This is a genomic window from Erythrobacter sp. QSSC1-22B, assembly GCF_001678665.1.
In the GTDB taxonomy this organism is placed as follows: domain Bacteria; phylum Pseudomonadota; class Alphaproteobacteria; order Sphingomonadales; family Sphingomonadaceae; genus Qipengyuania.
Genome location: NZ_LZRP01000001.1, coordinates 720335 through 741903, shown reverse-complemented (window position 1 = coordinate 741903; position 21569 = coordinate 720335). Strand labels below are relative to the sequence as shown.

Sequence of the window (21569 nt, the reverse complement as noted above, 5' to 3'; positions counted from 1 at the left end):
CGTGTCTGCAGCCGTCAGCGTGGCACGCTCCACACCTCGTCGCCCGCGACGACATCGAGCGTCCTTGCGCAGGTTTCGTCGATCGCCATAGTACCGTCTTCGGCGACGTCGCACTGGCCATAGGCGCAGCGGAAGGTTTCGAGCGTTCCGGTGGCGATCAGCGCGCGCTTGCCGATGTCGAGATCGGTCGCACTCACCCTGCCGGGGCGCGAATCGCGAACGCTGTTCACCCGGTCGGTACGGGTCGACATGGTCGGGCCACCATCGAAGATGTCGACATAGCCTTCATAGGCGAAGCCCTCCTGTTCGAGCATCCGCATGGCCGCCCGACCGGTGGGGTGCGGCAGGCCGATAACCTTGCGCGCCTCGTCGTCGAGCATGGCCACATAGACCGGGTGCTTGGGCATGAGGTCGGCGATGAACTGGTTGCCGTTGATGGCGTTGAAATAATCGGCTTCCTGGAAGCTCATCCCGAAGAAACGCCCCGCGACCCCGTCCCAGAAGGGCGAACCACCGGCATCGTCGATGATGCCGCGCAATTCGGCGATGATCCGGTCGGCAAAGCGCAGCCGGTGCATGGCGATGAACAGATAGCGACTGCGCGCCAGCAGCAGCCCGAGCCCGCCCGCGCGCTCGTTGGGGTGGAGGAACAACCCGCCGACCTCGCTCGAGCCTTCGAGATCGGTGGTCAGGCTGAGCAGCTCGGCGCGGACCGTGCGATCGAGCTCCTGCGAATGCTGGGTCAGCGTGGTGAGGCGGTAGGAGTAGAACGGCCATTGCTGTCCGACCTTCGTGAACAGCTGGCAGGTCCCGCGCACCTGGCCCGTCTCGGTGTTTTCGAGCACCAGCACGAACTGGTCGTCGCCTAACTGGTCGTCGTCGCGGGCGAAGGCAGCGGCGGCGCGTTCCAGCTTGCCATTGAGAGATTTGCGATCGGCGGGCAGGTTGGTGAACCCGCCCCCGGTCAGCTTGGCCATCTCATAGAGCGGTTCGATATCCTCGAGCCGTGCGGCGCGCAGGCGGAAGCTCATGCGCGGTCTCCGGCGGCGGCTGCGAGCGGATCGCCAGCGGCCAGTCGCTCGAGCACCATCGCCGACAGTGCGGCGCGTTCGACCAGCGATGGCACGATCATGAACTCGTCGGGCGAATGGATCTTGCCGCCGCGGACACCCATGGTGTCGACCACCGGCACGCCGCAGGCGGCGATATTGTTGCCGTCGCAGACCCCGCCGGTGGGCTGCCATCCAATCTCGCGGCCTAGTTGTGCGCCGCAGGAGCGGACCAGATCGAACAGTTTCTGCGCGCGGGCATCGACCGGCTTGGGCGGGCGGGTGACGCCGCCATGGCGCGTGGCGGAGACTTCGTGCTCAGCCGCTACCGCGCGCAGCAGCGCGTCGAGTTCGCCATCGAAGCGTTTCATAGCCTCGGTGCTTTTGGGCCGGATATTGAAACGCAGGATCGCCAGATCGGGGACCACATTGTTGGCGGCGCCGCCCTCGATCTTGGCGGGATTGACGGTGATGTCCTCGCCCGCGAGCGCGGCGACCCGCAGCACGAGATCGGAAACCGCGACGATGGCGTTGCGCCCGTCCTGCGGGTTGCGCCCCGCATGCGCCGAGCGGCCACGCACGGTAATGGAATAATTGCCCGTTCCGCCGCGCGCATGGGCGAGCGTGCCATCGGGGAGCGCCGAGGGCTCGTAGGTCAGCGCGGCGTATTTGCCTTGCGCCAGCTTTTCGATCAGCCTGCGGCTGGCAAGGCTGCCGGTTTCCTCGTCCGAATTGATCATCACATCGTAGCCGAGGCTTTCGGCGTGCGCGCTTTGCTCGAAGGCCAGCAGCGCGTGGAGCAGCACGCAAAGCCCGCCCTTCATGTCGGCGGTGCCGGGCCCGTTGAGCGTCTCGTCGTCGAGCCATTCGACCGACTGAAACGCGTGATCGGCCGGGAAAACGGTATCCATATGTCCGGTCAGCACGACGCGCCGCGCCGCCCCGGGCCGGACGCGCAGCACCATGTGGCGCCCGTGCGGCTTGGCAAATTCGCTGCCATCTGCGGCGATCGCGGTGACCTCGGTGGGTTCGACCAGCTCGATTTCGCCGGGGAGGCGCGCAAACGCCGCGCCCAGCTTTTCGGCCATCGTCGCCAGACCCGCGAGATTGGCGGTTCCGCTGTTGACCGCGGCCCAGTCGAGCACCTGTTCGAGCATTGCCTCGCCATCGATACGGGCGAGAATTTCCTTGGTGGGAGCATCCATTGTCATCGGCCAAGCCCTTAGACCGCGGGCGCGCCATGTCCAACCCCGGCCACTCGCCGCCCCTCGGCTTGCCAAGCGTGGCGCGGCCCGTCATATCCCCGCTCATCTCCTCCCCGGATTCGCACTACAGTCAGGCCGTCCTCTCGCGCGGTCGCCAATTCGGGTGAGCAGATTCCATGAATTATTACACCACGCGCGCCGGTATCGAGGTCGATTCTGCGCTGGCCGAATTTCTCGAAGCCGAGGTGCTGGCTCCCCTCGGACGCGATGCCGATGCCTTCTGGTCTGGTTGTGCAGACCTGCTGGGTGCGTTCATACCGCGCAACCGCGAGCTGCTGGCGAAGCGCGAGCAATTGCAGGCCAGTATCGATGGCTGGCATCGCGAGCGGGCGGGACAGCCGCATGATGCGGCGGCCTATCGCGCGTTTCTGACGCAGATCGGCTATCTGGTTCCCGAACCGGGCGAGTTCACCATCGGGACGCAAAACGTCGATCCCGAGATCGCCACCATGGCCGGCCCGCAATTGGTGGTGCCGATCCTCAACGCGCGCTTCCTGCTCAACGCCGCCAATGCGCGCTGGGGCAGCCTCTACGACGCCTTTTACGGCACCGACACGCTCGATGCGCCGCCGGCGTTGCGCGGCGGCTACGACGAATTGCGCGGCCAGGCGGTGATCGCCGAGGCGCGACGCTTCCTGGATCAAGCGCTGCCGCTCGCCGAGGGGAAGAGCTGGACGCAACTGGTATCGCCGCTGGACGGTGGCATTCCGCTGGCCGATCGGGGCCAGTTCGTCGGCAAGCGCGAGAATGCGCTCCTGTTCCGCAACAACGGCCTCCACATCGAGGTCCAATTCGATCCCGACAGCCCGGTGGGGGCGCAGGACAGGGCTGGAATCAGCGACGTGTTGCTCGAGGCTGCGCTCACCACCATTGCCGATCTGGAAGATTCGGTCGCTGCGGTGGATGCCGAGGACAAGCTGCTGGGCTACCGCAACTGGCTCGGCGTGATCCGCGGCGATCTGGAGGAAAGTTTCGCCAAGGGTGGCAAGACGGTGACGCGCCAGCTCGCCGGGGATCGCCGCTACACCGATCCGCAAGGGCAGGCCTTCGCCCTGCCGGGACGCAGCCTGATGTTCGTGCGCAACGTCGGCCATCTGATGAGCAATCCGGCGATGCGTGTCGGGGGCGACAACATCCCCGAGGGGCTGATGGATGCGATCGTCACCGGGGCGATCGGTGCGCTGGACGTCGCGGGCAAGACGCGTTTCGGCAACAGCCGCACGGGCTCGATCTATATCGTCAAACCCAAGATGCACGGGCCTGAGGAATGCGCTTTCACCGATGATTTGTTCGATGCGGTCGAAGACCTGCTCGGCCTGCCGCGCCACGCGATGAAGGTCGGGGTGATGGATGAGGAGCGCCGCACCAGCGCCAATCTGGCGGCCTGCATCCATGCGGTGCGGGACCGCATCGTCTTCATCAATACCGGCTTCCTCGACCGCACCGGCGACGAAATCCACACCTCGATGCAGGCGGGCGCCATGCTGCGCAAAGGGGCGATGAAGGACAGCCCCTGGCTCAAGGCCTACGAGGCGCGCAACGTCGGGATCGGCCTGCGCCACGGGCTTTCGGGACGCGCGCAGATCGGCAAGGGGATGTGGGCGGCGCCCGATCTGATGGGCAAGATGATGGTCGAGAAGATCGGCCATCTGCGCGCCGGGGCCAACACCGCGTGGGTGCCGAGCCCGACCGCAGCCACGCTCCACGCGATCCACTATCACCGCGAGGACGTGTTCGAGCTGCAGCAGGGGCTGGGCGAAATGCCCGGGCTCGACGATCTGCTGACCATCCCGCTCGCCGAGGGGGTCAACTGGTCGGAGGACGAGATAGGCGAAGAACTCGACAACAATTGCCAGGGGCTGCTCGGCTATGTGGTCCGCTGGATCGATCACGGAGTCGGCTGTTCCAAGGTGCCGGACATCAACGACGTCGGTCTGATGGAAGATCGCGCCACGCTGCGGATTTCCTCGCAGCACATCGCCAACTGGCTGCTCCACGGCGTGGTCAGCGAGGAGCAGGTGATGGATTCGCTGCGCCGCATGGCCGCCAAGGTGGACGAGCAGAACGCCGGCGATCCGATCTACGAACCGCTGCTGGCCAATGAGGACGGCGCCGCCTTCAGCGCGGCGAAGGCGCTGATCTTCGCAGGCGCGGAGCAGCCCAGCGGTTACACGGAACCGCTGCTGCATGCGTGGCGGGTACGCAAGAAGGCGGGGTAAAGCAGGGCAGTCGCCGGTGCTGCCCTTGCGATCATCCCGCGGCTCGCTTCCAGAGGTACGGTGCAAGCGCCTTGAATAGCAATCCCGCGCCGATCAACCCGAGGCCCAGCGCCCAGATTTCGACCGACACCCAGAAGGCGAGGAACAGGCAGGCGGCGAGCCCCACCAGCGGAATCCATCGCGGGTAGAGCCGCCGCTCGGCGGGCAGGCGTAGCGCCGCCAGATTGGTGATCGCATAGTAGATCAGAACGGTGAAAGCACTGAAGGCCCAGACCGTCTCCACGCTGCCGATCGATGCCAAGCCCGCCACGAGCACTCCGACGAGTATAACGGCTGGCGCTGGCTCCGCGCCGTCCCTCGCCACGCGCCCGAACAGCGGCGGAATATCGCCGCGCCGCCCCATTGCGAGCACTACCCGCGACAGGCCAAGGATCAGGTTGAGCAGCACGCCGAGCATGGCCGTGATCGCGCCGATGGCGACGAGCAGAGCGAGCGTCGGTGATCCCATTGCCGTCGCGGCGATTTGCAAGGTCGTCGCCTGTCGCACAGGCGCATCGGCGAAACCGGCGCTCCCGACACTGCCCACCACCACTGCGGCCACGCCGATGTAGAGCGCGGCCGTGACAACCAGCGTGACGATAATCGCGCGCGGGATAGTGCGTTGCGGCTCGCGAACCTCTTCGCCGAGCGTGGCGATGCGGCCATAGCCGGTGAATGCGACGAACATCAGCGCCGTCGCATAGAGGAAGACCGAAGCCGCCGACTCGCCACGCGGTTCGAAGAAGGGCGTCCAGTTGGCCCCTCCGGTCGCAAGCGCGGGCGGCGTTCCGAACAGGATGAACCCGCCCAGCGCCACCAGCGTGACCGAGACGATTGCGATGTTGATCCAGCTCGAGCGCCTGATCCCGCCCAGAACGAGCAGCGTGAACAGCGTGGCAGCCCCGACCGCGACATAGGGCATCGCCTCGGGCCGACCGCCGACCAGCGGCAGGGCGTAGCCAGCGAAACCCAGCGCGGCGGTCGCGGCCGAGGCCGATTTGGCGCACAGGAACATCCAGCCCGCGGTGAAGCCGAGCCGGGGGTCGAGATAGCGGTAGCCATATTCATAGGTGCCGCCGCTGACGGGGTGGCTGGCGGCGAGTTGCGCGCTGGACAGCGCGTTGCAGGTCGCGACCAGCGCAGCCAGCGCGATCGCCAGAACCACCGCCGGGCCGGTCACACCCGCGGCGATACCGATACCGACGAACACGCCCGTGCCGATCATCGAGCCCAGGCCCATCATGATTGCCCCGCCGAGCCCGAGATCGCGCGACAGTCGGTGGTGTACTCCGCTCATACGGTATCGCTGTGGCTGAGACTCTCGCTCGCCGCAATGCCGGCCCGGAGGTCAATTGTTCCAAGGACGTCGCCGCCGATCGGATGGCGCCCGTGCGCTTTTCTAGGCGGCGGAGGACACCGCCTGCAGCTTGTGGTCGCGATAGCGGCCACCCGTCAGTCGGCTGAGTCCCTCGGCGTGGCCGAACAGGAATCCCTGGCCCAGCAGACAACCCATCTGCTGCAGCATGCGGCTTTGGGTCTCGGTCTCCACCCCTTCGGCGATGACGCCCAGCCCCATGCTGTTGGCCATGCCGATCAGCGCGCGGACGATCTTCGAAGCATGCTGGTCGTTGACCATCGACTGGATGAAACTGCCGTCGATCTTGACCTTGTCGATCGGAAAATCGCGCAGGTGACTGAGCGACGAATAACCAGTCCCGAAATCGTCCAGCGCAATGCCGACACCATTGTCGCGCAGCTCGGAAAGGACCCGTCGGACGGCCTGCGTGTTGTCCACCAGCAGCATGGTTTCGGTCACTTCCAGCGTGATCCGCGACAGATTGACCCGCTTTGCGCGCATCTGGGCGATGAATTGAGCGGCAAAGCCGCTGGCCAGCAGATCGGCCTCGCTGGCATTGATGCTGACGAAATCGAGCGCCGGCGCGCAGCGATCGAGCTCCGCGAATTCGGTCGAGACATGCTCGATCATGCAGGTGCTGACCTCGCGCGACAGGGTCGGATCGAGGAGGGCGGGTAGGACTTCGGTCGCTGTGATGCGGCGACCGGTCCGGCTGGTGAGCCGCATCAGCGCCTCGAACCCGACCAGGCGCCCGGTCCGCAGCTCGACCACGGGTTGGTAGCCCGGAAAGATGCGGTCTTCGCGGATCGCGGTGCGGACTTCGTTCAAAGCGTATTGGCGGGCGATATTGGCCCGTTCGAGCCCGGCTTCGTAGACATGGACCTTGCCAGGATCGCGCTTCTTGCCGTGATAAAGCGCGGTGTCGGCGCGGCGGACGAGTTCCTTGACGCTGGTCCCGCCGGTGCCAATCGCAAGGCCGCCGGTGGCACCGAGTTCGATCAGGTGACCGGATATCTCCGAGCGGTAGCGCAATTGTTCGATCAGGTGTCGGCCGATTGTTTCGGCGCCGGCGTTGCTGATCCCGGGCGGGAGGACGATGGCAAATTCGTCGCCGCCCCAGCGGGCAGCGAAACCGCCCTCGGGCGTGGCCTTGCCGATCCTTTCGGCGACGGTTTCGAGAATGATATCGCCCACCACATGGCCTACTGCATCGTTGACGTCCTTGAAGCCGTCCAGATCGATCAGCAGGACCGCAACGGTATCGTGCAGCTCCTGGCTGGTCGAGAGCCTCTGCTGGAGCAGCCGGTCGAAGGCGAAGCGATTGTGCAACCCGGTCAGGCTGTCGTGCTCGGCGGCATGACGCAGCGCCATGCGTGAGTGGAAGGTTTCGGAAACATCCTGCACCACTCCGACGAGGCGAGCCGGGTGCGTGCCTTCCGCCTCGATGCGTTCAGCGGCAATCCGGACCCGCTTCTGCCTGCCACCGGCAAGAAACAGATCGGTTTCGAAATCGAACGGCGTCCCCGAACGGATCGCTTCTTCGCAAAGCGCTTCGATTTTCCGTTGGTCTGCGGGTTCGTAGCGCTGGATGGAGGATTTTAGCGATCCGCCTTCGGTTCGCCGACTCTCGAAGATGGACTGTGTTCCATCGGACCATTTCAACTGGTCCGATCCGATTTCAAGCTCCCAGCCACCCATCTTGGCAACGGCCTCCGCCTGGTGCAGAATCCTGTTCGAGGTGAGCAGGCGATGGTTTTGATCGTGCACTTCCCTGGCTAATTCCTGGCTTTCCAGATTTTTGGTGTGCAGTTCGAGGATGTCCTCGATGACACGCGCATAGGTTTCGAGCTTGGAGAGATTTCCCGGTGTGAAGCGATTGGGGCGGCTGTCGATAATGCACAAGGCGCCGACAAAAGCGCCCGCCGAATGGCGGATGGGATATCCCATGTAGGAGCGGATATGTGGCGCGCCGAGCACGTATTCGTTCTCGCTGAAGCGCGTATCGTCGTGTGCGTCAGCGACGATCAGTGGCTTTTCTGACTCCACTGCATGGTAGCAGAACGAGGTTTCCAGAGCGACGTCGCCGATTTCGATGCCAAAGCTGGCGAGGACGCTCTGCTCGGTCGATTTGATCAGTGAAACCAGGGAAATCGGACAATCGAATTCCTCCGCACAATGCGCGACGATACGGTCGAGCGAGGCGCGAATGTGATCGCCAACATTGTCGAAGGAAGATGCGAGGCGCCCCCGATGGGGCTCCTCGTGAGACTCGTGTTCCAAAACTCTTTGGCTCCACTCATTGCGACATATCATTATAGACCGATTTTCGGTTAACGCAGTCTTCGGCTTCGAGGGAAATAACGGGCGTCGCAGGAAGTAAATCGCGGCTGAGCAACACCTTGAGCGCAGCATTGCGCAAGGGTTTGCGCCTCGGTCGCAAGATCGGGAGACAGTTCCAGAACTTTCGGAGCCCGGGATGAATGGTTTCGGGCGGCAAGAATCTTGCTTGCCGATGAACCCTCTATAATAAGCCTTTGCAGCAGAGGCCGAACATCCGACCGGGCTTTTCGCCCCATGTGAGGCCCGGGCTCTAATCAGATGTATGTATACGATCTATGCTATGAACATGAGCTATACGGCGTAAGTTAATTTCGGATTGACTTGCGTGGACGCGCTCAGGACCGCAAGGGATCGGCATAAAGGGAAAACCCGTGTGTCGCTTCAAAAATTCATCGACCGATTGCGAAAGCACTCTGATCTGGGCGAGGGCGATGTCGCCAGGCTCCAGTCACTCGACACTGTCTCCCGCCAATTGGCGCCGGGCGGGTTCTCGGTCCGCGACGGCACCGATCTGAACACCTGCTCGCTGCTGGTCTCGGGTATTGCCGCAAGCCACAAGATCGTCGGCTCCGGAGGGCGGCAGATCGTCGGTATGTTCTTTGCCGGAGAGCTGGTGGATTTCGATGGACTGTTCTTGTCTTCTATCGATTACAATGTGCAGGCGATTTCCGAGTGCAGAGTGTATGATTTCCACTGCGAACAACTTCTTGATGTGATGTTCCAATCCCCCAGCATCGGCAAGGCGTTGTTCCGGGAAACGCTGATCAAATCGGCGATCTCGCGCGAATGGATGGCCAATCTTGGGCGCCGAGATTCGCGCACCAAGGTTGCCTATCTGCTGTGCGAACTGTCGGTCCGACTGTCGCAGTCCGGGAGTGCCGAAGCGCATGATTTCATGCTGCCACTGACGCAGGAACAGATCTCCGACATTATCGGGGTGACGCCGATGCATGTCAGCCGCGTGTTGAAGGACCTGGAGAAAGACGGGTTGATCCACCGCGAGCGCCGCAAGATCAGGGTGCTCAACTGGAAATTGCTGGCCTCGGCCGGCGACTTTTCACCGACCTACCTGAGACTGACATCAGACAGGCAACCTCCGTCCGTCACTTGAGCATGGAAGCAGCCCGTCGCGCGTTCATTCGAGCAGGCGCGCGATCGCGACGAAATCCTCCACCGCCAGCGTTTCCGCACGGCGTTGTGGATTGATCCCCAGAACCTCGAGCGCATCGAGCGCGCCGGGCACGCCCTTGAGGCTCTGGCGCAGCATCTTGCGGCGCTGGCCGAAGGCGGCCTCCGTCAGGCGTTCGAGCCGGCGCGCGCTCACTCCTTCGGGCATCGTGCCGGGTTCGACATGGACGATCGCGCTCATCACCTTGGGCGGCGGGGTGAAGGCGCTGCGATGGACCTTCATCGCCAGCCTTGCCCGTGCCCGCCACTGCGCGAGCACCGCGAGCCGCCCATAGGCCTTGCTGTCGGGCGCGGCGACGATGCGCTGCGCGACTTCCTGCTGGAACATCAGCGTGAGCGAAGTCCAGCTTGGCGGCCAGTCCTGCCCGCCGAGCCAGCGGACGAACAAAGCGGTGCCGATGTTGTAGGGCAGGTTTGCGACCACGGCGTGGGGCTCGCCCATGATCGCATCGTGATCGAGCTTGAGCGCATCGCCCTCGATCACCGTCAGCTGATCAGGGAAGGCGTCCTGCAGTTCGGCAAGCGCGGGGATGCAGCGGCGATCCATCTCGATTGCCGTCACCCGGGCGCCTGCCCGCAGCAGCGCGCGGGTCAGCCCGCCCGGGCCGGGGCCAATCTCGAGCACGGCGCGGCCGTCGAGATCGCCCGCAACGGCGACGATCCGGTCGAGCAGATGCTCGTCGAAGAGGAAGTTCTGGCCGAGCGCCTTGCTTGCGCTCAGCCCATGGCGGGCGATCACTTCGCGCAGCGGGGGGAGGTCGGGATGCATCCTGTCAGCCTCTAGCTCGTCATTGCGCGCGAAGCGAAGCAATCCACGGAGCGGCCGCCGCGATCACGGGTCACCATGCCAAGCGGAACGCCATGGATTGCCGCGCTGGCTGCGGGAGCTCGCAATGACGAAATAGAGGTCAAACCTGGAGCCGCGCCCGCCGCGCCGCGCATTCGCTGGCCATCCTGAGTGCGGCGAAAGTCGCACCCGGATCGGCGATGCCTTCGCCGGCGATGGCGAATGCGGTACCATGGTCCGGGCTGGTCCGCACGATCGGCAGACCAAGCGTCACATTCACCCCCTCATCGAAATCGAGCGCCTTCAACGGGATCAGCGCCTGATCGTGATACATCGCCAGCGCGACGTCGTAGGTCTCCCGCGCGCGGCGAGTGAACAGCGCATCGCCCGGATGCGGGCCGGTGGCATCGATCCCCTCCTCGCGCAGCGCGGCGATTGCGGGAGCGATTATGCGGATCTCCTCGCTGCCCATCTGCCCGTTCTCGCCCGCATGGGGGTTGAGCCCGGCCAGTGCGAGACGGGGGCGATCGATGCCGAAATCGGCGCGCAGCGCCCGCGCGACGATGCGCGCCTTGTGGATGATGAGCTCGACGGTCAGTCGCCGCGGAACCTCGGCGAGCGGACAATGGACGGTCAGCGGCACCGCGCGCAGGCTCGGCCCGGCGAGCATCATGACTGCATCGCGTTCGGACACACCGCATTGCTGCGCGAGGAATTCGGTCTGTCCGGGATGGCCGAAGCCTGCCAGCGCCAGCTGCGACTTGGCCACGGGCAGCGTGACCAGCGCCGAGGCCTCGCTCTCGTGCACCGCGCGGCAGGCCTCGGTCAGCGAATGGAGCGCGAGCTGCGCGCCCGCGAGCGATGGCTGCCCCGGGGTGTAGTCTGCGTCCTCGTGCGATAGCACCGGGATGCCGCGCTCGAACAGCGCGCTGTCCACCGCGCCGATGCTGTCCACCGCGACAATCGGTACGTCGAGACCGCGGCTGCGTGCGGCATCATGCAGTATGGTCGCACCACCAAACACCACGAACGGCGCCAATCCGAGAGAGCGGCGCTGGAACCAGGCCTCGGCGATCAGCTCGGGGCCGATCCCTGCCGGATCGCCCAGCGAGAGGGCGAGCGGCGGGACATTACCGGGCTGGTGCGACCCGCTCACCTGTGGGGCTCAATTGTAGACGATGTAGGCGTCGTTGCGCAGATCGCGCAGATAGCGCTGGGCACGCTTGTTGACGCGTTCGTCTTCGATCTGGCCCATCAGCTGATCGAAATCGGGACCGGACTCGGCCTGCGCATCGTCGCGACCGCACAGCATAAGGACGCGAATGCCGTCTTCGACCGAGCCGAAGGGCGGGGTGGTCTGTCCGACCTGCAGCTGCAGCACGGCGTTCTGAAGCGCATCGGGCAGCGAACGCGCGCGGATCTGGTCGTTGGTTACCACGGTGGCACCAATCGCTCCGGCTGCGTTCTCGGCATCGCCACAACCGCGGATCGACTGCATCGCCTGCGCGAATTCGCTGGCGCGGGCGGTGGCAACCGCTTCGGTGGTCCCTGCCTCGAAGCCTATCGAAATCTGCTTGAGGCTGAGCAGCGCGTCGCGCGGATCGGCGGTCAGGACCTGGCGCTTGTCGATCAGGTAGAGGATCGAGAAACCACCCGGAATGGGGACGGGGCCGACCAGTTGGCCGGGCTGCATCTCACGCGCGACGGTGGCGAGTTCGGCGGGCAATTGCGCCAGCCGCACCCAGCCCAGATCGCCGCCAACTGCGGCGGTGGAAGCTTCGGAGAATTGCCGGGCATAACCCACGAAGCTGCCGCCCTCGCGGATTTGCTCGACGATCCGCGTCGCATTCTGCTGGACCGCGGCCTGGCTATCGGGGGTGGCGGAGAGGAAGATTTCGCCCAGGCGATGCTCCTCGGTCCCGCGCGAGGCCTCGAGCCGTTCGAGCAGCTCGTTCACTTCTTCCTCGGAGACATTGACGAAGGGCGCCACATTGCGGCGCAGCAGCCGCTGCCAGGCAAGCTCGCCCTCGATCTGGCGCTTGAGCGAGCCCGGCGACGAGCCGATCCCGGTCAGATAGGTGTCCATCGCCCCGACGTTCTGGCCGAAGTTCTGCTGCGCGAGTCGCGCATATGTCTGGTTGATCTCTTCGGGCGCAATCGCGATTTCCTGCGCCTGGGCTTCCTGGATCTGCAGCGTCTCGTCGATCAGATTGCGCAGCACCTGCATCCGCAGCCGCTGCAATTCCTCGCCGGCGATCTCGTTCTCGCTCGCCGCAGTCACCAGCGCGACGCGCTGGTCGATATCGGTGCCGGTGATCACGGCTCCGTTCACCACTGCAGTCGCGGTACGCAGATTGGGAGTCTGCGGACCGACGATCGTGATGTTCTCGGGCAAGTCGAGAGTGTTGGCGGTCGGCGGTGGCGGTGCCGCTTGCGCAGCCTGCGCCGAAGCGACGGTCGGCGACACGACGAGCCCGGCCAGCGCGACCATGGAAACCAGATTGGAAAGCGTTTTGCGCGTCACGTATTTATCGTCCCAATGCAGCGCCGTTTGCAGACGCCCGGATATGGCTGCGGTCCCTGGCGCTGCCAGGCTTAACCGTAGCTGATTGGCGCGCCGGATAGCGCGTTTGCCGCGCGCTGCCAACGGGGCCGCGTGCAGCGATGCGTGGCGGGTCCCGGCGCGGGCCGCAGCGCGCTCAGCGGAAACCCAGATTGCGCAGGCTGAAATAGAGCTGGAAAGTGTCGCCGCGTTCGGCATCGCCGCTGCTGACATAGTCGCGCCGCCAGGTCAGCCCCATCTCGATGCAATCGTCCTGATAGGCGATGCCCAGCCGCGTACGGATGGCCTCGAACCCGTCGGATTCGAAAGTGGGATCCTCGGACTGGTCGGTCAGGTTGAACACCCCCGATCCGAACACCGACCAATAGTCGAGGAAGGCGATGCGCACCGCTCCGCGCAATTCCTCGCGGTCCTGGAGATCCTCGACCTGATCGATATCGCGGTTGAGCCGCAGATAGCCGATCTCGGCATAGGTGCGCGCCGATCCGACGGTAGCGTCGATTTCGTTGCGGCGGATGGCCAGACTGTCCTTGTCGAGCCGGTAACGATAGGTAAATTTGACGAAGTCGCGGAACCGTACCTCGGTCCGCCCGACCATGTCGGAAACGCGCTCTGACAGGCCGGTCCCGTCGAGCAGGATGCCCGGATCGCGCGCGAGCCGGTAGGACTGCCCCAGCGTCGACTTCACTTCCCACCCTGGCCGCCGCAACTGCCAGTCGAAGCCATAGGTCAACCGCACCCCGTCCTCGACGCGATCGTAGCCGGGGAAGCGGTTGAGCGCAAAAAGGTTGGAATCTTCCAGATCGATCGCGCGCGCATCCTCGTTGGGGATGGCGAGATTGCGGATCGGCGGGGTCGCCACCAGTTGCAGTCGCGGGGTCAGCACCTGTTCGCCGCCCGCAAACTCGCCCACCAGCGGCCAGCGGACATCCACCGCGGCGAGCGCGATACCGCGCCCCTGCCAGCCCGGCTCGCCGCGATAGAACTGCGTCGGGGTGAGAAAATTCTCGTCCGAATGATAGACATCGCCGCGCACCAGTCCGGTGAGTTGGACCACCTGGCCCATTCCGGTGATCCGGCGCAGATCCCAGCGCGCGCGGGCGAAGGCGCGCTGTGTATCCTGTCCGTCGCGGCGCAGGATCGCCAGGCTGTTGGCCTGCAGCTCGACCTTGCCGCCGAGCAGCGGATCGTCGAGCCGCTTGCGGTAATCGATTGCGGGCAGAGCCAGCGGGACCTGGCCCTGCGGAGTGCCGAGCCGCAGCGTCTGGGTCGCCCAGCCGGCGATCGAGAGATAGGAATCGCTGTCGATCCGCTCCAGCTCGACCACCGAACGCAGGCGATCGTCGCGGCTGATGTCGTAGCGGCGCAGGAAGGTTCGGTCGCTCGCCATCCGCAGCGATCCGGTCAGGCTCCATTCCGGAGTGAACTGGAACTTTCCGTTGGCGAACACATAGCCTCGCGGATCGCTGGCACCGGTCGGATCGGTTCCGAAACTGCCGATGCGGCGGCTGTAAGTCGCGTAGCCCGTAATCTGGAACGCGCCCCTGTCGGCGAGATGGCGGTACTGCGCGCTGACCATCGGCGGCGCGCCGGTGAACAGATAGGCGCTGGCGGTCAGGTCGCGGTTCGGTGCCAGTCGCCAGTAATAGCTGCCGCTGACCTCGACTCCATTGCTTTCCGATACCCGCAGGTCGGGGACAAGAAAGCCCGCCACCGCGCCGCCATCAGTGCGAATCGACAGACCCGGCAGCGGCAGGATGCGGGCGCCGAACAGTTCGAGATAGGCGTTGCGGAACCGCACCTGGTTGTCGGCCGGGTCGTAGCTCACCCGTTCGGCGGTGATCCGCCAGCTGGGCGATTTGTCGCAGCCGTCGGGGGTCGTGACCGCACAGGCGCTGTAGGCCGCCTGCGTGAGCGTGATCGTGCCATCGGTCTCGCGCAGCCCCGATTGCGCTGCCAGCCGTCCGCCCTGCCGCAGCGCGAGCAGCAGGTCTTCCATCGCGCCCGCTTCGAACTCGTCGGTCAGCGTGACCGAATCCGTATAAAGCTGGTTGCCGTTCTCGTCGACGAAGCGGACCCGGCCAGTGGCGAGAATTTCGCCGCTCTGCCGGTTCCAGCGGACGTTGTCGGCGCGTACCGAGCGGTCGCCGCTGCGCAGCACCACATTGCCCGCCGCGGTGACGGTATCGGTTTCCTGGTCGAAGCTGAGCGTCTGGGCCTCGAAATCGATCGCCTGGCCGTCGCTCGCTTCCGCGCTCAGAATCGGTTGGGGCTCCTGGGGCAGCTCGGGTGCGAGCGCTGCTTCGCTGGCGGGATCGCGCGGCTGGGGCAGGTCGGTCTGCTCCTGCGCGGTCGCCATTCCGGCGGCGGCGCCTTCCTGCGCTGCAAGTTGCGCGGGCGCGAGCACGAAGGCGAGCACGCAAGCGGATGCCGCCAGCCGCGCCTGAAGCGAGCGGGCCTGAAACGAGCAGGAACGGGGCGCGCGGCGGCGGAGCGAGGGCATGCCTTGCCTATCGCACTGCGTCCGCCTAATCGCAATCGGCATCCGAAAGGGGGCGTCGCGGCCCGGAGCCGCAGCGTCCCGATCCAGAATTCCGGGAGATCCCATGAACATCGAATTTAGCCAGTCCCGTCCTGAAGGGCTGCGGCTCATTGCTCAAAGCGCCGACAAGGGCAAGCTTCCCGAAGGCCTCGAGCCCGCCATGAAGGAGGGTGCCCAGGCGGCGCGCTTCAAGGGGCGCGTCGGTCAGGTCTTCGACGGTTTCGTCGAGCGCGACGGGGCGGTGATCCGCCTCGCCATCGCCGGCGCCGGCGATCCCGGCGATGCCAAGCGTGCCGCCAATCTGGAACGCGCCGGCGCGGCGCTGGCCGCCAAATTCCAGTCCGCTGGTGTGGAGAGAATCGCTCTCGATGCCGGCAATCTCAAGAAGGACGAGCTGGCGCATCTGCTGCTCGGCCTGCGGCTGCGCAACTGGCGCTACGACGTCTATCGCACCAAGCTCAAGGACGAGCAGAAGATCACGCTCAAGAGCGTCGTCGTGTTCAACGCGCCCGAGGGCGGGCAAGCGGCCTGGCAGGCGGTCGAGCCGATTGCCGAAGGCGTGGAATTCACCCGCGAGCTGGTCACTGAGCCCGCCAATGTGATTTACCCCGAAAGTTTCGTCGAACGCTGCCAGGCGCGCTTCGAGGGTACCAGTGCGGAGCTGATCGTTCTCGACGAAACGCAGATGCATGATCTCGGGATGGGCGCACTGCTCGGCGTGGGGCAGGGCTCGATGCGCGAATCGCGGATCCTCGCGATCCGCTGGAACGGCGGCGAAGACGGCGCGGCACCGCTCGCCTTCGTCGGCAAGGGCGTGACCTTCGACACCGGCGGGATCTCGATCAAGCCGGGTCCGGGCATGGAAGACATGAAATGGGACATGGGCGGTGGCGGCGCGGTCGCCGGCGGCATGCTGGCGTTGGTCAAGCGCAAGGCCAAAGCCAATATCGTCGGCGTGGTCGGCCTGGTCGAGAACATGCCCGATGGCGCGGCGCAGCGCCCGGGCGATGTCGTGACCTCGATGTCGGGTCAGACCGTCGAAATCCTCAACACCGATGCCGAAGGGCGGCTGGTGCTGTGCGACGCGCTCCACTGGACGCAGAAGGAATTCAAGCCTGCCCGCGTGGTCGATTTCGCCACGCTCACCGGCGCGATCATCGTCTCGCTCGGACACGAGCATGCCGGTGTCTTCTCGAACAATGACGACCTGTGGTCCGATCTCGACAAGGCGGGCAAGACGAGCGGCGACAGCGTCTGGCGGATGCCGATGGGCGCTGCCTACGACAAGATGATCGATTCCCCGATCGCCGACATGAAGAACATCGGCGGCAAGGCGGCCGGGTCGATCACCGCGGCGCAGTTCCTCCAGCGTTTCATCATGGACGACACCCCCTGGGCGCATGTCGATATCGCCGGCACGGTGTGGACCGACAAGCCCGGCGCGACCTGGGACAAGGGTGCGAGCGGGTTTGGCGTGCGGCTGATGAACCAGCTGGTCGCCGATACAATCGAAGGCTGAGCGACTCAGATGGCGGGCGGCACGGGCAAGATGCGGCGTAAGGGCGACCTGCCGTCGAAGATCTGTGCCGCCTGCGGCCTGCCGTTTGCCTGGCGGAAGAAATGGGCGCGCGACTGGGATGCAGTGAAGTTCTGTTCCGATCGCTGCCGCAGTGCCAAGGCGGCATGAGGCGATGCGGGTCGATTTCTACCAGCTGAGCCGCGATCCGGTCGAACAGGTCGTGCCACTGCTCGCGCGCAAGGCGCTGCAGGCCGGCCAGCGGCTGCTGGTGGTGAGCGGCGACGGCGAACTGCGCGCGGGCATTTCGCGGGCGCTGTGGAGCGAGGGTGGCGCGCATTTTCTCGCCCATGGCGAGGCGGGCGAAGCGCATGAAGCGCGCCAGCCGATCCTGCTGTCCGATGCCTGCACTGCGCCCAACGATGCGCGGATGGTGATCCTCGCCGATGGCGTCTGGCGCGAGGAAGCTGCCGCGTTCGAGCGCACCTTCCTGCTGTTCGATGCCGCGGCCACGCAAAATGCGCGCGAGCTGTGGCGCAGCTTCCGCGCCCGCGACGCTATCGAGAGCCATGCCTGGAAACAGGAAAACGGCGGCTGGATCGAAGTGGGGTGACGCCTCGTTGGAAAGGTGAAGGAGATTTCCATGCGCCTCGCCGGCCCCCCGCTGTCCGTCCCCATGTTTGCCAGCCTGTTTCTCACCGCCTGCAGCCCGGCTCCCGAAGAGGAAACGGTAGCTGAGCAGGAGAGCCAGCAATTCGAGACCGGGATCTACGAGGTCGATCCCGAAACCGGCGAGACCCGCGCGGTGGTCAACAACGAGGACGGCACCACCACGATGCGCGCGGGCGAGCGCGTCGTTCCGCGGTTGCCCGAAGGCTTCAGCATCTATCCCGGCGCCGAGATACGCAACACCATCCAGATCGGCCGCAACGACGCGGCCGGGGTCATGGTCTCGCTGGCGAGCGAGGACAGCCCCGCCGATCTGGTCGCTTTCTATCGCCGGCAAGCAGAGGCTGCCGGGATCGCTATCGAACTCCACCTCGAGACCGACGCCATGACCATGATTGCGGGCGAGGCACCCGATGGCACCAGCTTCGCGTTTCAGTCGAGCGGTGAAACAGGGGAGACCACAGGCCAGCTCACGCTGCGGCGCGGACTCAACTGATGCTTGCCCGCGCGAGGGTGCGGCGCTAGGGGCGCGCCCAATTACGCGACATTTCCATTCCACCGACAATGAGGATATTTCCCATGGCGACCACCCGCACCTTTTCGATCATCAAGCCCGACGCGACGCGCCGCAACCTGACCGGCGCGGTCACCAAGATGCTTGAGGAAGCCGGCCTGCGCGTCGTCGCTTCGAAGCGCATCATGATGACCGAGGAGCAGGCCAAGGGCTTTTACGAGGTCCACAAGGATCGCCCCTTCTACGGCGAACTGGTCACCTTCATGACCAGCGGCCCGGTTGTGGTCCAGGTGCTCGAGGGCGAGGATGCGGTGAAGCGCAACCGCGACGCGATGGGCGCGACCAACCCCGCCGACGCCGCCGAGGGCACGATCCGCAAGGCCTATGCCGAGAACATCGAGGCCAATTCGGTCCATGGTTCGGATTCCGAAGAGAACGCCGCGACCGAGATCGCCTTCTTCTTCAACAAAGACGAAATCGTCGGCTGATCCGGCTGGCGGGGAAGGGCGGGAGTGCTCGTCCTTCCCCGCGCTGCTTGAAAATCAGATCTGGCGAACCGCGGCGGCTTCGGCGCGCGGTTGCTCGGCCTGATCGGCAAAGCCTTCAATCTGCGCGCGATGCCCCTTATGGCCGTCGCGCGACGCACGCGTCCGCTCGCGCTGCATGGCAAGCCGCGCCTCGGGTGACAGCACTATACCCAGATCCTTGTAGACGCGTTGCACAACCGCTTCGCTGTCATTGTTGAGCTCTTCGAATCCGACCCGCGCCAGCGGGCCGTCGAAATCCGCCAGCGCGGCCTTGGTCCGCTTCTCGCGCATGGCAATTTTCCTCCGCCATTCCAGCCGGATAGCCGCAATGTCGACGTGGTCCGATTGGAACGCGGACTGGCTCGCCACCATCGAGATCGAACTTTCCAGAACCGCGTCGTCGTCGCGTTGTGCAACGACGATTCGAGCATCGGGAAACTGTTCCAGCAGGGCGGACAGGGCCTCGGAATATTGCGGACATTTGAGTACCCGCGGCAACTCCGAATTGCCCATGGCCGCGGCATCGCTGCGCAGGATTCGCGCAAATTCACGATAGACAGACTTGGAGTCAGTACCTTCGTTGAAGGCAACGAAACCGGGAATGTGCCACTGCGCCTCATAAGCACAGGCGTCGAGTGCGTAGGACAGCCAGCTGATCTCCTCGTCCACCCGCGTCGCGCCGAAAGGGTGCAGAGTGTCGAGCCAGGGATTGATCCGCCGCGCCAGCGCCAGCGTAAAACCGCTCTTCACCGGGCGCCAGTCGGGCTTGGCGGGGACCGGATCGAGCGCGTTGCAAAAGCGCGTCCCGGCATGCGCCGGATCGGCCGAGAGCAGCCGATGGAGCCGAGTGGTCCCGGCGCGCATCTGGCCGACAACCACGATCGGTGGCGCGATCGGCGTGGTGGCGAGTTCGGGCTGCTCGCGCCACAGGCGGCCCAGCGCATGGCGCTTGCGGATCGCCGCGGTGAGCTGGCCATAGGCCATGGTGTGGCCGAGCGCGTTGAGCGCGGCCTCGCTGGTCAGGCTGGTGCACAACCGCTCGAGCCGGTCGCGGAAATCGGCGACATCCTGCGGACTGCGGATCGAGATTTCGTCTGCGGGTTCGAAGCCCTCGCTGCCCTTGCGCCACAGGAATTCTGGATCGAGCGGCGGCCTGACCGTCAGCCCGTGCTGCCACATCCGCGCGATGACGCGGTCGGCGTTGTGCGCGAAACCGGAGCGGGCAAGCGGATGCGAGCGGGCAGGGGTGGCCATTTCTTAGACGCGCCCTGCTATTGCATCGCGCCGGCGAGCGGCGCCTGCGCCTGGTGTACCCGCGCGATATAATCGGCGAGCACGCGGGGATAGAGTTGGTGCTCGGCCAGCCGAACCCTCGCGGCGAGGTTCTCGGGCGTATCGTCGGGGCGGATCGCAACCTCGGCGCGGCCGAGCGCTTCGCCCATGTCGAGTTCGTCGGTCACCAGATGCACCGTCGCGCCTGCCTTCGTATCGCCCGCCGCGATCGCGCGGGCGTGCGTGTCGAGCCCGGGATAGAGCGGGAGCAGCGAGGGGTGGATATTGAGCATCCGCCCCTTCCAGCGCGCGACGAAGACGGGGGTCAGGATACGCATATAGCCCGCCAGCGCGATATAATCGGCGCCGGCATCAATGGTGGCCTGCTCCATCAGCGCGTCGTGCTGCTCGCGAGCCATGCCCCTGTGCGGCTTCGCGAAACTGGCGACCCCCTCGCCGCGGGCAAGATCCAGCCCCTGGGCCTCGGGATCGTTGCTCGCGACCAGCACCACCTCATAGGGCGATCCCGGCTGACGCCCGGCATAGAGCAGCGCGGCCATATTGGTGCCGACCCCCGAGATAAAGACCGCGACCTTGGCCTTGTCGCGGTGACGGTCAGGCAAGATGGCGTGCCTCCCAGGCTTTGTCGGTACCCCAGGTGCCGCCGCCGCCACGGACGGTGCAGCCACGATCGCCCGATTCGATCGTGCCGATCCGCAACACGGTCTCGCCTGCGGTGGTAAGTGATTCGGTGAGCGCTTCGACATCGCCCGCATCGACCGCGAGCACCATTCCGACACCGCAGTTGAAGGTCCGCGCCATTTCCCCCGGCTCGATCGCGCCCTGTTGCTGGAGGAAAGCCATCAGGCCCGGCTGCCGCCATCCATCGGCATCGACGACCGCATGGGCACTCTCGGGCAGGACGCGCGGGATGTTCTCGAGCAGACCGCCACCGGTGATATGCGCCAGCGCGGCGATCCGCCCGGCGCGGATCGGACCCAGCAGGCTCTTCACGTAAATCCGCGTCGGTTCGATCAGCGCATCGATCAGCGTACGCTCGGCATCGAAAGGCGCGGGCGCGTCGAGTTGCCAGCCTTTGTCTTCCGCAAGTCGCCGGACCAGCGAATAACCGTTGGAATGCACCCCCGAACTCGCGAGCCCGAGCAGCACCTGCCCGGGTGCCACCCGCTCACCGGTGAGCTGCTCGCCGCGCTCGACCGCACCGACGCAGAAGCCAGCGAGGTCGTAATCCCCCGGCGCGTACATCCCCGGCATCTCTGCGGTCTCGCCGCCGATCAGCGCGCAGCCCGCCTGCTTGCAGCCCTCGGCGATACCCGCGACGACTCGTGTTGCGATGCCGTTCTCGAGCTTGCCGGTGGCGAAATAATCGAGGAAGAACAGCGGCTCGGCGCCCTGGACGATGAGGTCGTTGACGCACATCGCGACCAGATCGACGCCGACGCTGTCGTGGCGGTCCTGGTCGATCGCCAGCTTGAGCTTGGTCCCGACCCCGTCGTTTGCCGCCACCAGCAGGGGGTCGACATAACCCGCTGCCTTGGGGTCGAAGAAGCCGCCGAATCCCCCCAGTTCGCTGTCGGCGCCGGGGCGTGCGGTGGACTTCGCCAGCGGCCCGATCGCCTTGACCAGCGCGTTGCCCGCAGCGATCGAAACGCCCGCATCGGCATAGGTGTAGGGGGAATTCTTGCCATTCATGCCCGGTCC

The 21569-nt window shown here is 65.4% G+C and carries 17 protein-coding genes and 1 pseudogene; 7 read left to right on the top strand and 11 right to left on the bottom strand.

Features of this window, described 5'->3' with window-relative positions; genetic code table 11:
- Window positions 1-14: 14 nt before the first annotated feature.
- Both A9995_RS03515 and A9995_RS03510 read right to left on the bottom strand, forming a co-directional pair.
- Entirely contained in the window at window positions 15-1031 is a 1017-nt protein-coding gene (locus tag A9995_RS03515) for an arginine N-succinyltransferase (RefSeq protein ID WP_067609190.1), read from the bottom strand.
- Window positions 1028-2260, bottom strand: a complete 1233-nt coding sequence (locus A9995_RS03510; protein WP_067609187.1) for a hydrolase — start codon at window positions 2258-2260, stop codon at window positions 1028-1030. The genes A9995_RS03515 and A9995_RS03510 overlap by 4 nt, the downstream gene beginning before the upstream one ends.
- Window positions 2261-2430: 170 nt before the next feature.
- On the opposite strand from A9995_RS03510, the gene A9995_RS03505 reads away from it, so the two are divergent.
- Complete coding sequence (locus A9995_RS03505; protein WP_067609184.1) at window positions 2431-4533, top strand: malate synthase G; 2103 nt, start codon at window positions 2431-2433, stop codon at window positions 4531-4533.
- Window positions 4534-4564: 31 nt separating this feature from the next.
- On the opposite strand, the gene A9995_RS03500 is transcribed toward A9995_RS03505, so the two are convergent.
- Together A9995_RS03500 and A9995_RS03495 are read right to left on the bottom strand one after the other, a co-directional pair.
- A complete protein-coding gene (locus A9995_RS03500; RefSeq protein WP_067609179.1) occupies window positions 4565-5869 on the bottom strand; it encodes an APC family permease in 1305 nt (434 codons plus the stop codon).
- 102 nt (window positions 5870-5971) lie between these two features.
- Window positions 5972-8209 carry a bifunctional diguanylate cyclase/phosphodiesterase gene (locus A9995_RS03495; RefSeq protein ID WP_067609175.1) on the bottom strand — a complete coding sequence of 746 codons (2238 nt, stop codon included), beginning with the start codon at window positions 8207-8209 and terminating at the stop codon, window positions 5972-5974.
- 385 nt (window positions 8210-8594) lie between these two features.
- Here A9995_RS03495 and A9995_RS03490 point away from each other — a divergent pair, with 385 nt between their 5' ends.
- Window positions 8595-9380, top strand: coding sequence for a Crp/Fnr family transcriptional regulator (locus A9995_RS03490; RefSeq protein ID WP_145916772.1), 786 nt, complete (start codon window positions 8595-8597; stop codon window positions 9378-9380).
- A 24-nt stretch (window positions 9381-9404) separates the two neighbouring features.
- Here A9995_RS03490 and rsmA read toward each other — a convergent pair whose 3' ends face one another.
- From rsmA to A9995_RS03470, 4 genes are all read right to left on the bottom strand, one after another.
- Entirely contained in the window at window positions 9405-10226 is an 822-nt protein-coding gene (rsmA, locus tag A9995_RS03485; protein WP_067609169.1) for a 16S rRNA (adenine(1518)-N(6)/adenine(1519)-N(6))-dimethyltransferase RsmA, read from the bottom strand.
- A gap of 139 nt (window positions 10227-10365) precedes the next feature.
- Window positions 10366-11400 carry a 4-hydroxythreonine-4-phosphate dehydrogenase PdxA gene (gene pdxA / locus A9995_RS03480; protein WP_067609166.1) on the bottom strand — a complete coding sequence of 345 codons (1035 nt, stop codon included), beginning with the start codon at window positions 11398-11400 and terminating at the stop codon, window positions 10366-10368.
- Between the two features lie 9 nt (window positions 11401-11409).
- Window positions 11410-12735: a peptidylprolyl isomerase gene (locus A9995_RS03475; RefSeq protein ID WP_369815802.1), complete on the bottom strand. Its 1326-nt coding sequence runs from the start codon at window positions 12733-12735 to the stop codon at window positions 11410-11412.
- A 208-nt stretch (window positions 12736-12943) separates the two neighbouring features.
- Window positions 12944-15310: an LPS-assembly protein LptD gene (locus A9995_RS03470; RefSeq protein ID WP_082992431.1), complete on the bottom strand. Its 2367-nt coding sequence runs from the start codon at window positions 15308-15310 to the stop codon at window positions 12944-12946.
- 103 nt (window positions 15311-15413) lie between these two features.
- Between A9995_RS03470 and A9995_RS03465 the strand changes: the two genes are divergently transcribed.
- The 5 genes from A9995_RS03465 to ndk all read left to right on the top strand — a co-directional run bounded on the left by A9995_RS03465 (window position 15414) and on the right by ndk (window position 18536).
- Window positions 15414-16868 carry a leucyl aminopeptidase gene (locus A9995_RS03465; protein WP_067609161.1) on the top strand — a complete coding sequence of 485 codons (1455 nt, stop codon included), beginning with the start codon at window positions 15414-15416 and terminating at the stop codon, window positions 16866-16868.
- A gap of 9 nt (window positions 16869-16877) precedes the next feature.
- Window positions 16878-17036: a DUF2256 domain-containing protein gene (locus A9995_RS15885; protein ID WP_369815798.1), complete on the top strand. Its 159-nt coding sequence runs from the start codon at window positions 16878-16880 to the stop codon at window positions 17034-17036.
- 4 nt (window positions 17037-17040) lie between these two features.
- Window positions 17041-17478, top strand: a complete 438-nt coding sequence (locus A9995_RS03460; RefSeq protein WP_067609156.1) for a DNA polymerase III subunit chi — start codon at window positions 17041-17043, stop codon at window positions 17476-17478.
- A gap of 30 nt (window positions 17479-17508) precedes the next feature.
- Window positions 17509-18030 (top strand): hypothetical protein, encoded by a 522-nt coding sequence (locus A9995_RS03455; RefSeq protein WP_067609151.1) that lies wholly within the window; start codon window positions 17509-17511, stop codon window positions 18028-18030.
- 83 nt (window positions 18031-18113) lie between these two features.
- Complete coding sequence (ndk, locus tag A9995_RS03450; RefSeq protein WP_067609146.1) at window positions 18114-18536, top strand: nucleoside-diphosphate kinase; 423 nt, start codon at window positions 18114-18116, stop codon at window positions 18534-18536.
- A gap of 54 nt (window positions 18537-18590) precedes the next feature.
- Here the strand turns inward: ndk and A9995_RS03445 are convergent, their stop codons facing one another.
- The 3 genes and pseudogenes from A9995_RS03445 to purM all read right to left on the bottom strand — a co-directional run bounded on the left by A9995_RS03445 (window position 18591) and on the right by purM (window position 21560).
- Window positions 18591-19829 (bottom strand): sulfotransferase, encoded by a 1239-nt coding sequence (locus A9995_RS03445; protein ID WP_067609142.1) that lies wholly within the window; start codon window positions 19827-19829, stop codon window positions 18591-18593.
- Window positions 19830-19876: 47 nt separating this feature from the next.
- Window positions 19877-20473: pseudogene (gene purN, locus A9995_RS03440) on the bottom strand (phosphoribosylglycinamide formyltransferase); the annotation flags it as partial.
- Window positions 20463-21560, bottom strand: coding sequence for a phosphoribosylformylglycinamidine cyclo-ligase (gene purM / locus A9995_RS03435; RefSeq protein ID WP_067609135.1), 1098 nt, complete (start codon window positions 21558-21560; stop codon window positions 20463-20465). The pseudogene purN and the gene purM, both read right to left, overlap by 11 nt.
- Between the last annotated feature and the right edge of the window lie 9 nt (window positions 21561-21569).

Coding starts and splice junctions, on each gene's coding strand:
- A9995_RS03515 (WP_067609190.1), bottom strand. CDS start 1,031: ATGAGCTTCCGCCTGCGCGCCGCACGGCTCGAGGATATCGAACCGCTC.
- A9995_RS03510 (WP_067609187.1), bottom strand. CDS start 2,260: ATGACAATGGATGCTCCCACCAAGGAAATTCTCGCCCGTATCGATGGC.
- A9995_RS03505 (WP_067609184.1), top strand. CDS start 2,431: ATGAATTATTACACCACGCGCGCCGGTATCGAGGTCGATTCTGCGCTG.
- A9995_RS03500 (WP_067609179.1), bottom strand. CDS start 5,869: ATGAGCGGAGTACACCACCGACTGTCGCGCGATCTCGGGCTCGGCGGG.
- rsmA (WP_067609169.1), bottom strand. CDS start 10,226: ATGCATCCCGACCTCCCCCCGCTGCGCGAAGTGATCGCCCGCCATGGG.
- A9995_RS03475 (WP_369815802.1), bottom strand. CDS start 12,735: ATGGTCGCGCTGGCCGGGCTCGTCGTGTCGCCGACCGTCGCTTCGGCG.
- A9995_RS03470 (WP_082992431.1), bottom strand. CDS start 15,310: ATGCCCTCGCTCCGCCGCCGCGCGCCCCGTTCCTGCTCGTTTCAGGCC.
- A9995_RS03465 (WP_067609161.1), top strand. CDS start 15,414: ATGAACATCGAATTTAGCCAGTCCCGTCCTGAAGGGCTGCGGCTCATT.
- A9995_RS15885 (WP_369815798.1), top strand. CDS start 16,878: ATGGCGGGCGGCACGGGCAAGATGCGGCGTAAGGGCGACCTGCCGTCG.
- A9995_RS03460 (WP_067609156.1), top strand. CDS start 17,041: ATGCGGGTCGATTTCTACCAGCTGAGCCGCGATCCGGTCGAACAGGTC.
- A9995_RS03455 (WP_067609151.1), top strand. CDS start 17,509: ATGCGCCTCGCCGGCCCCCCGCTGTCCGTCCCCATGTTTGCCAGCCTG.
- ndk (WP_067609146.1), top strand. CDS start 18,114: ATGGCGACCACCCGCACCTTTTCGATCATCAAGCCCGACGCGACGCGC.
- A9995_RS03445 (WP_067609142.1), bottom strand. CDS start 19,829: ATGGCCACCCCTGCCCGCTCGCATCCGCTTGCCCGCTCCGGTTTCGCG.
- purM (WP_067609135.1), bottom strand. CDS start 21,560: ATGAATGGCAAGAATTCCCCCTACACCTATGCCGATGCGGGCGTTTCG.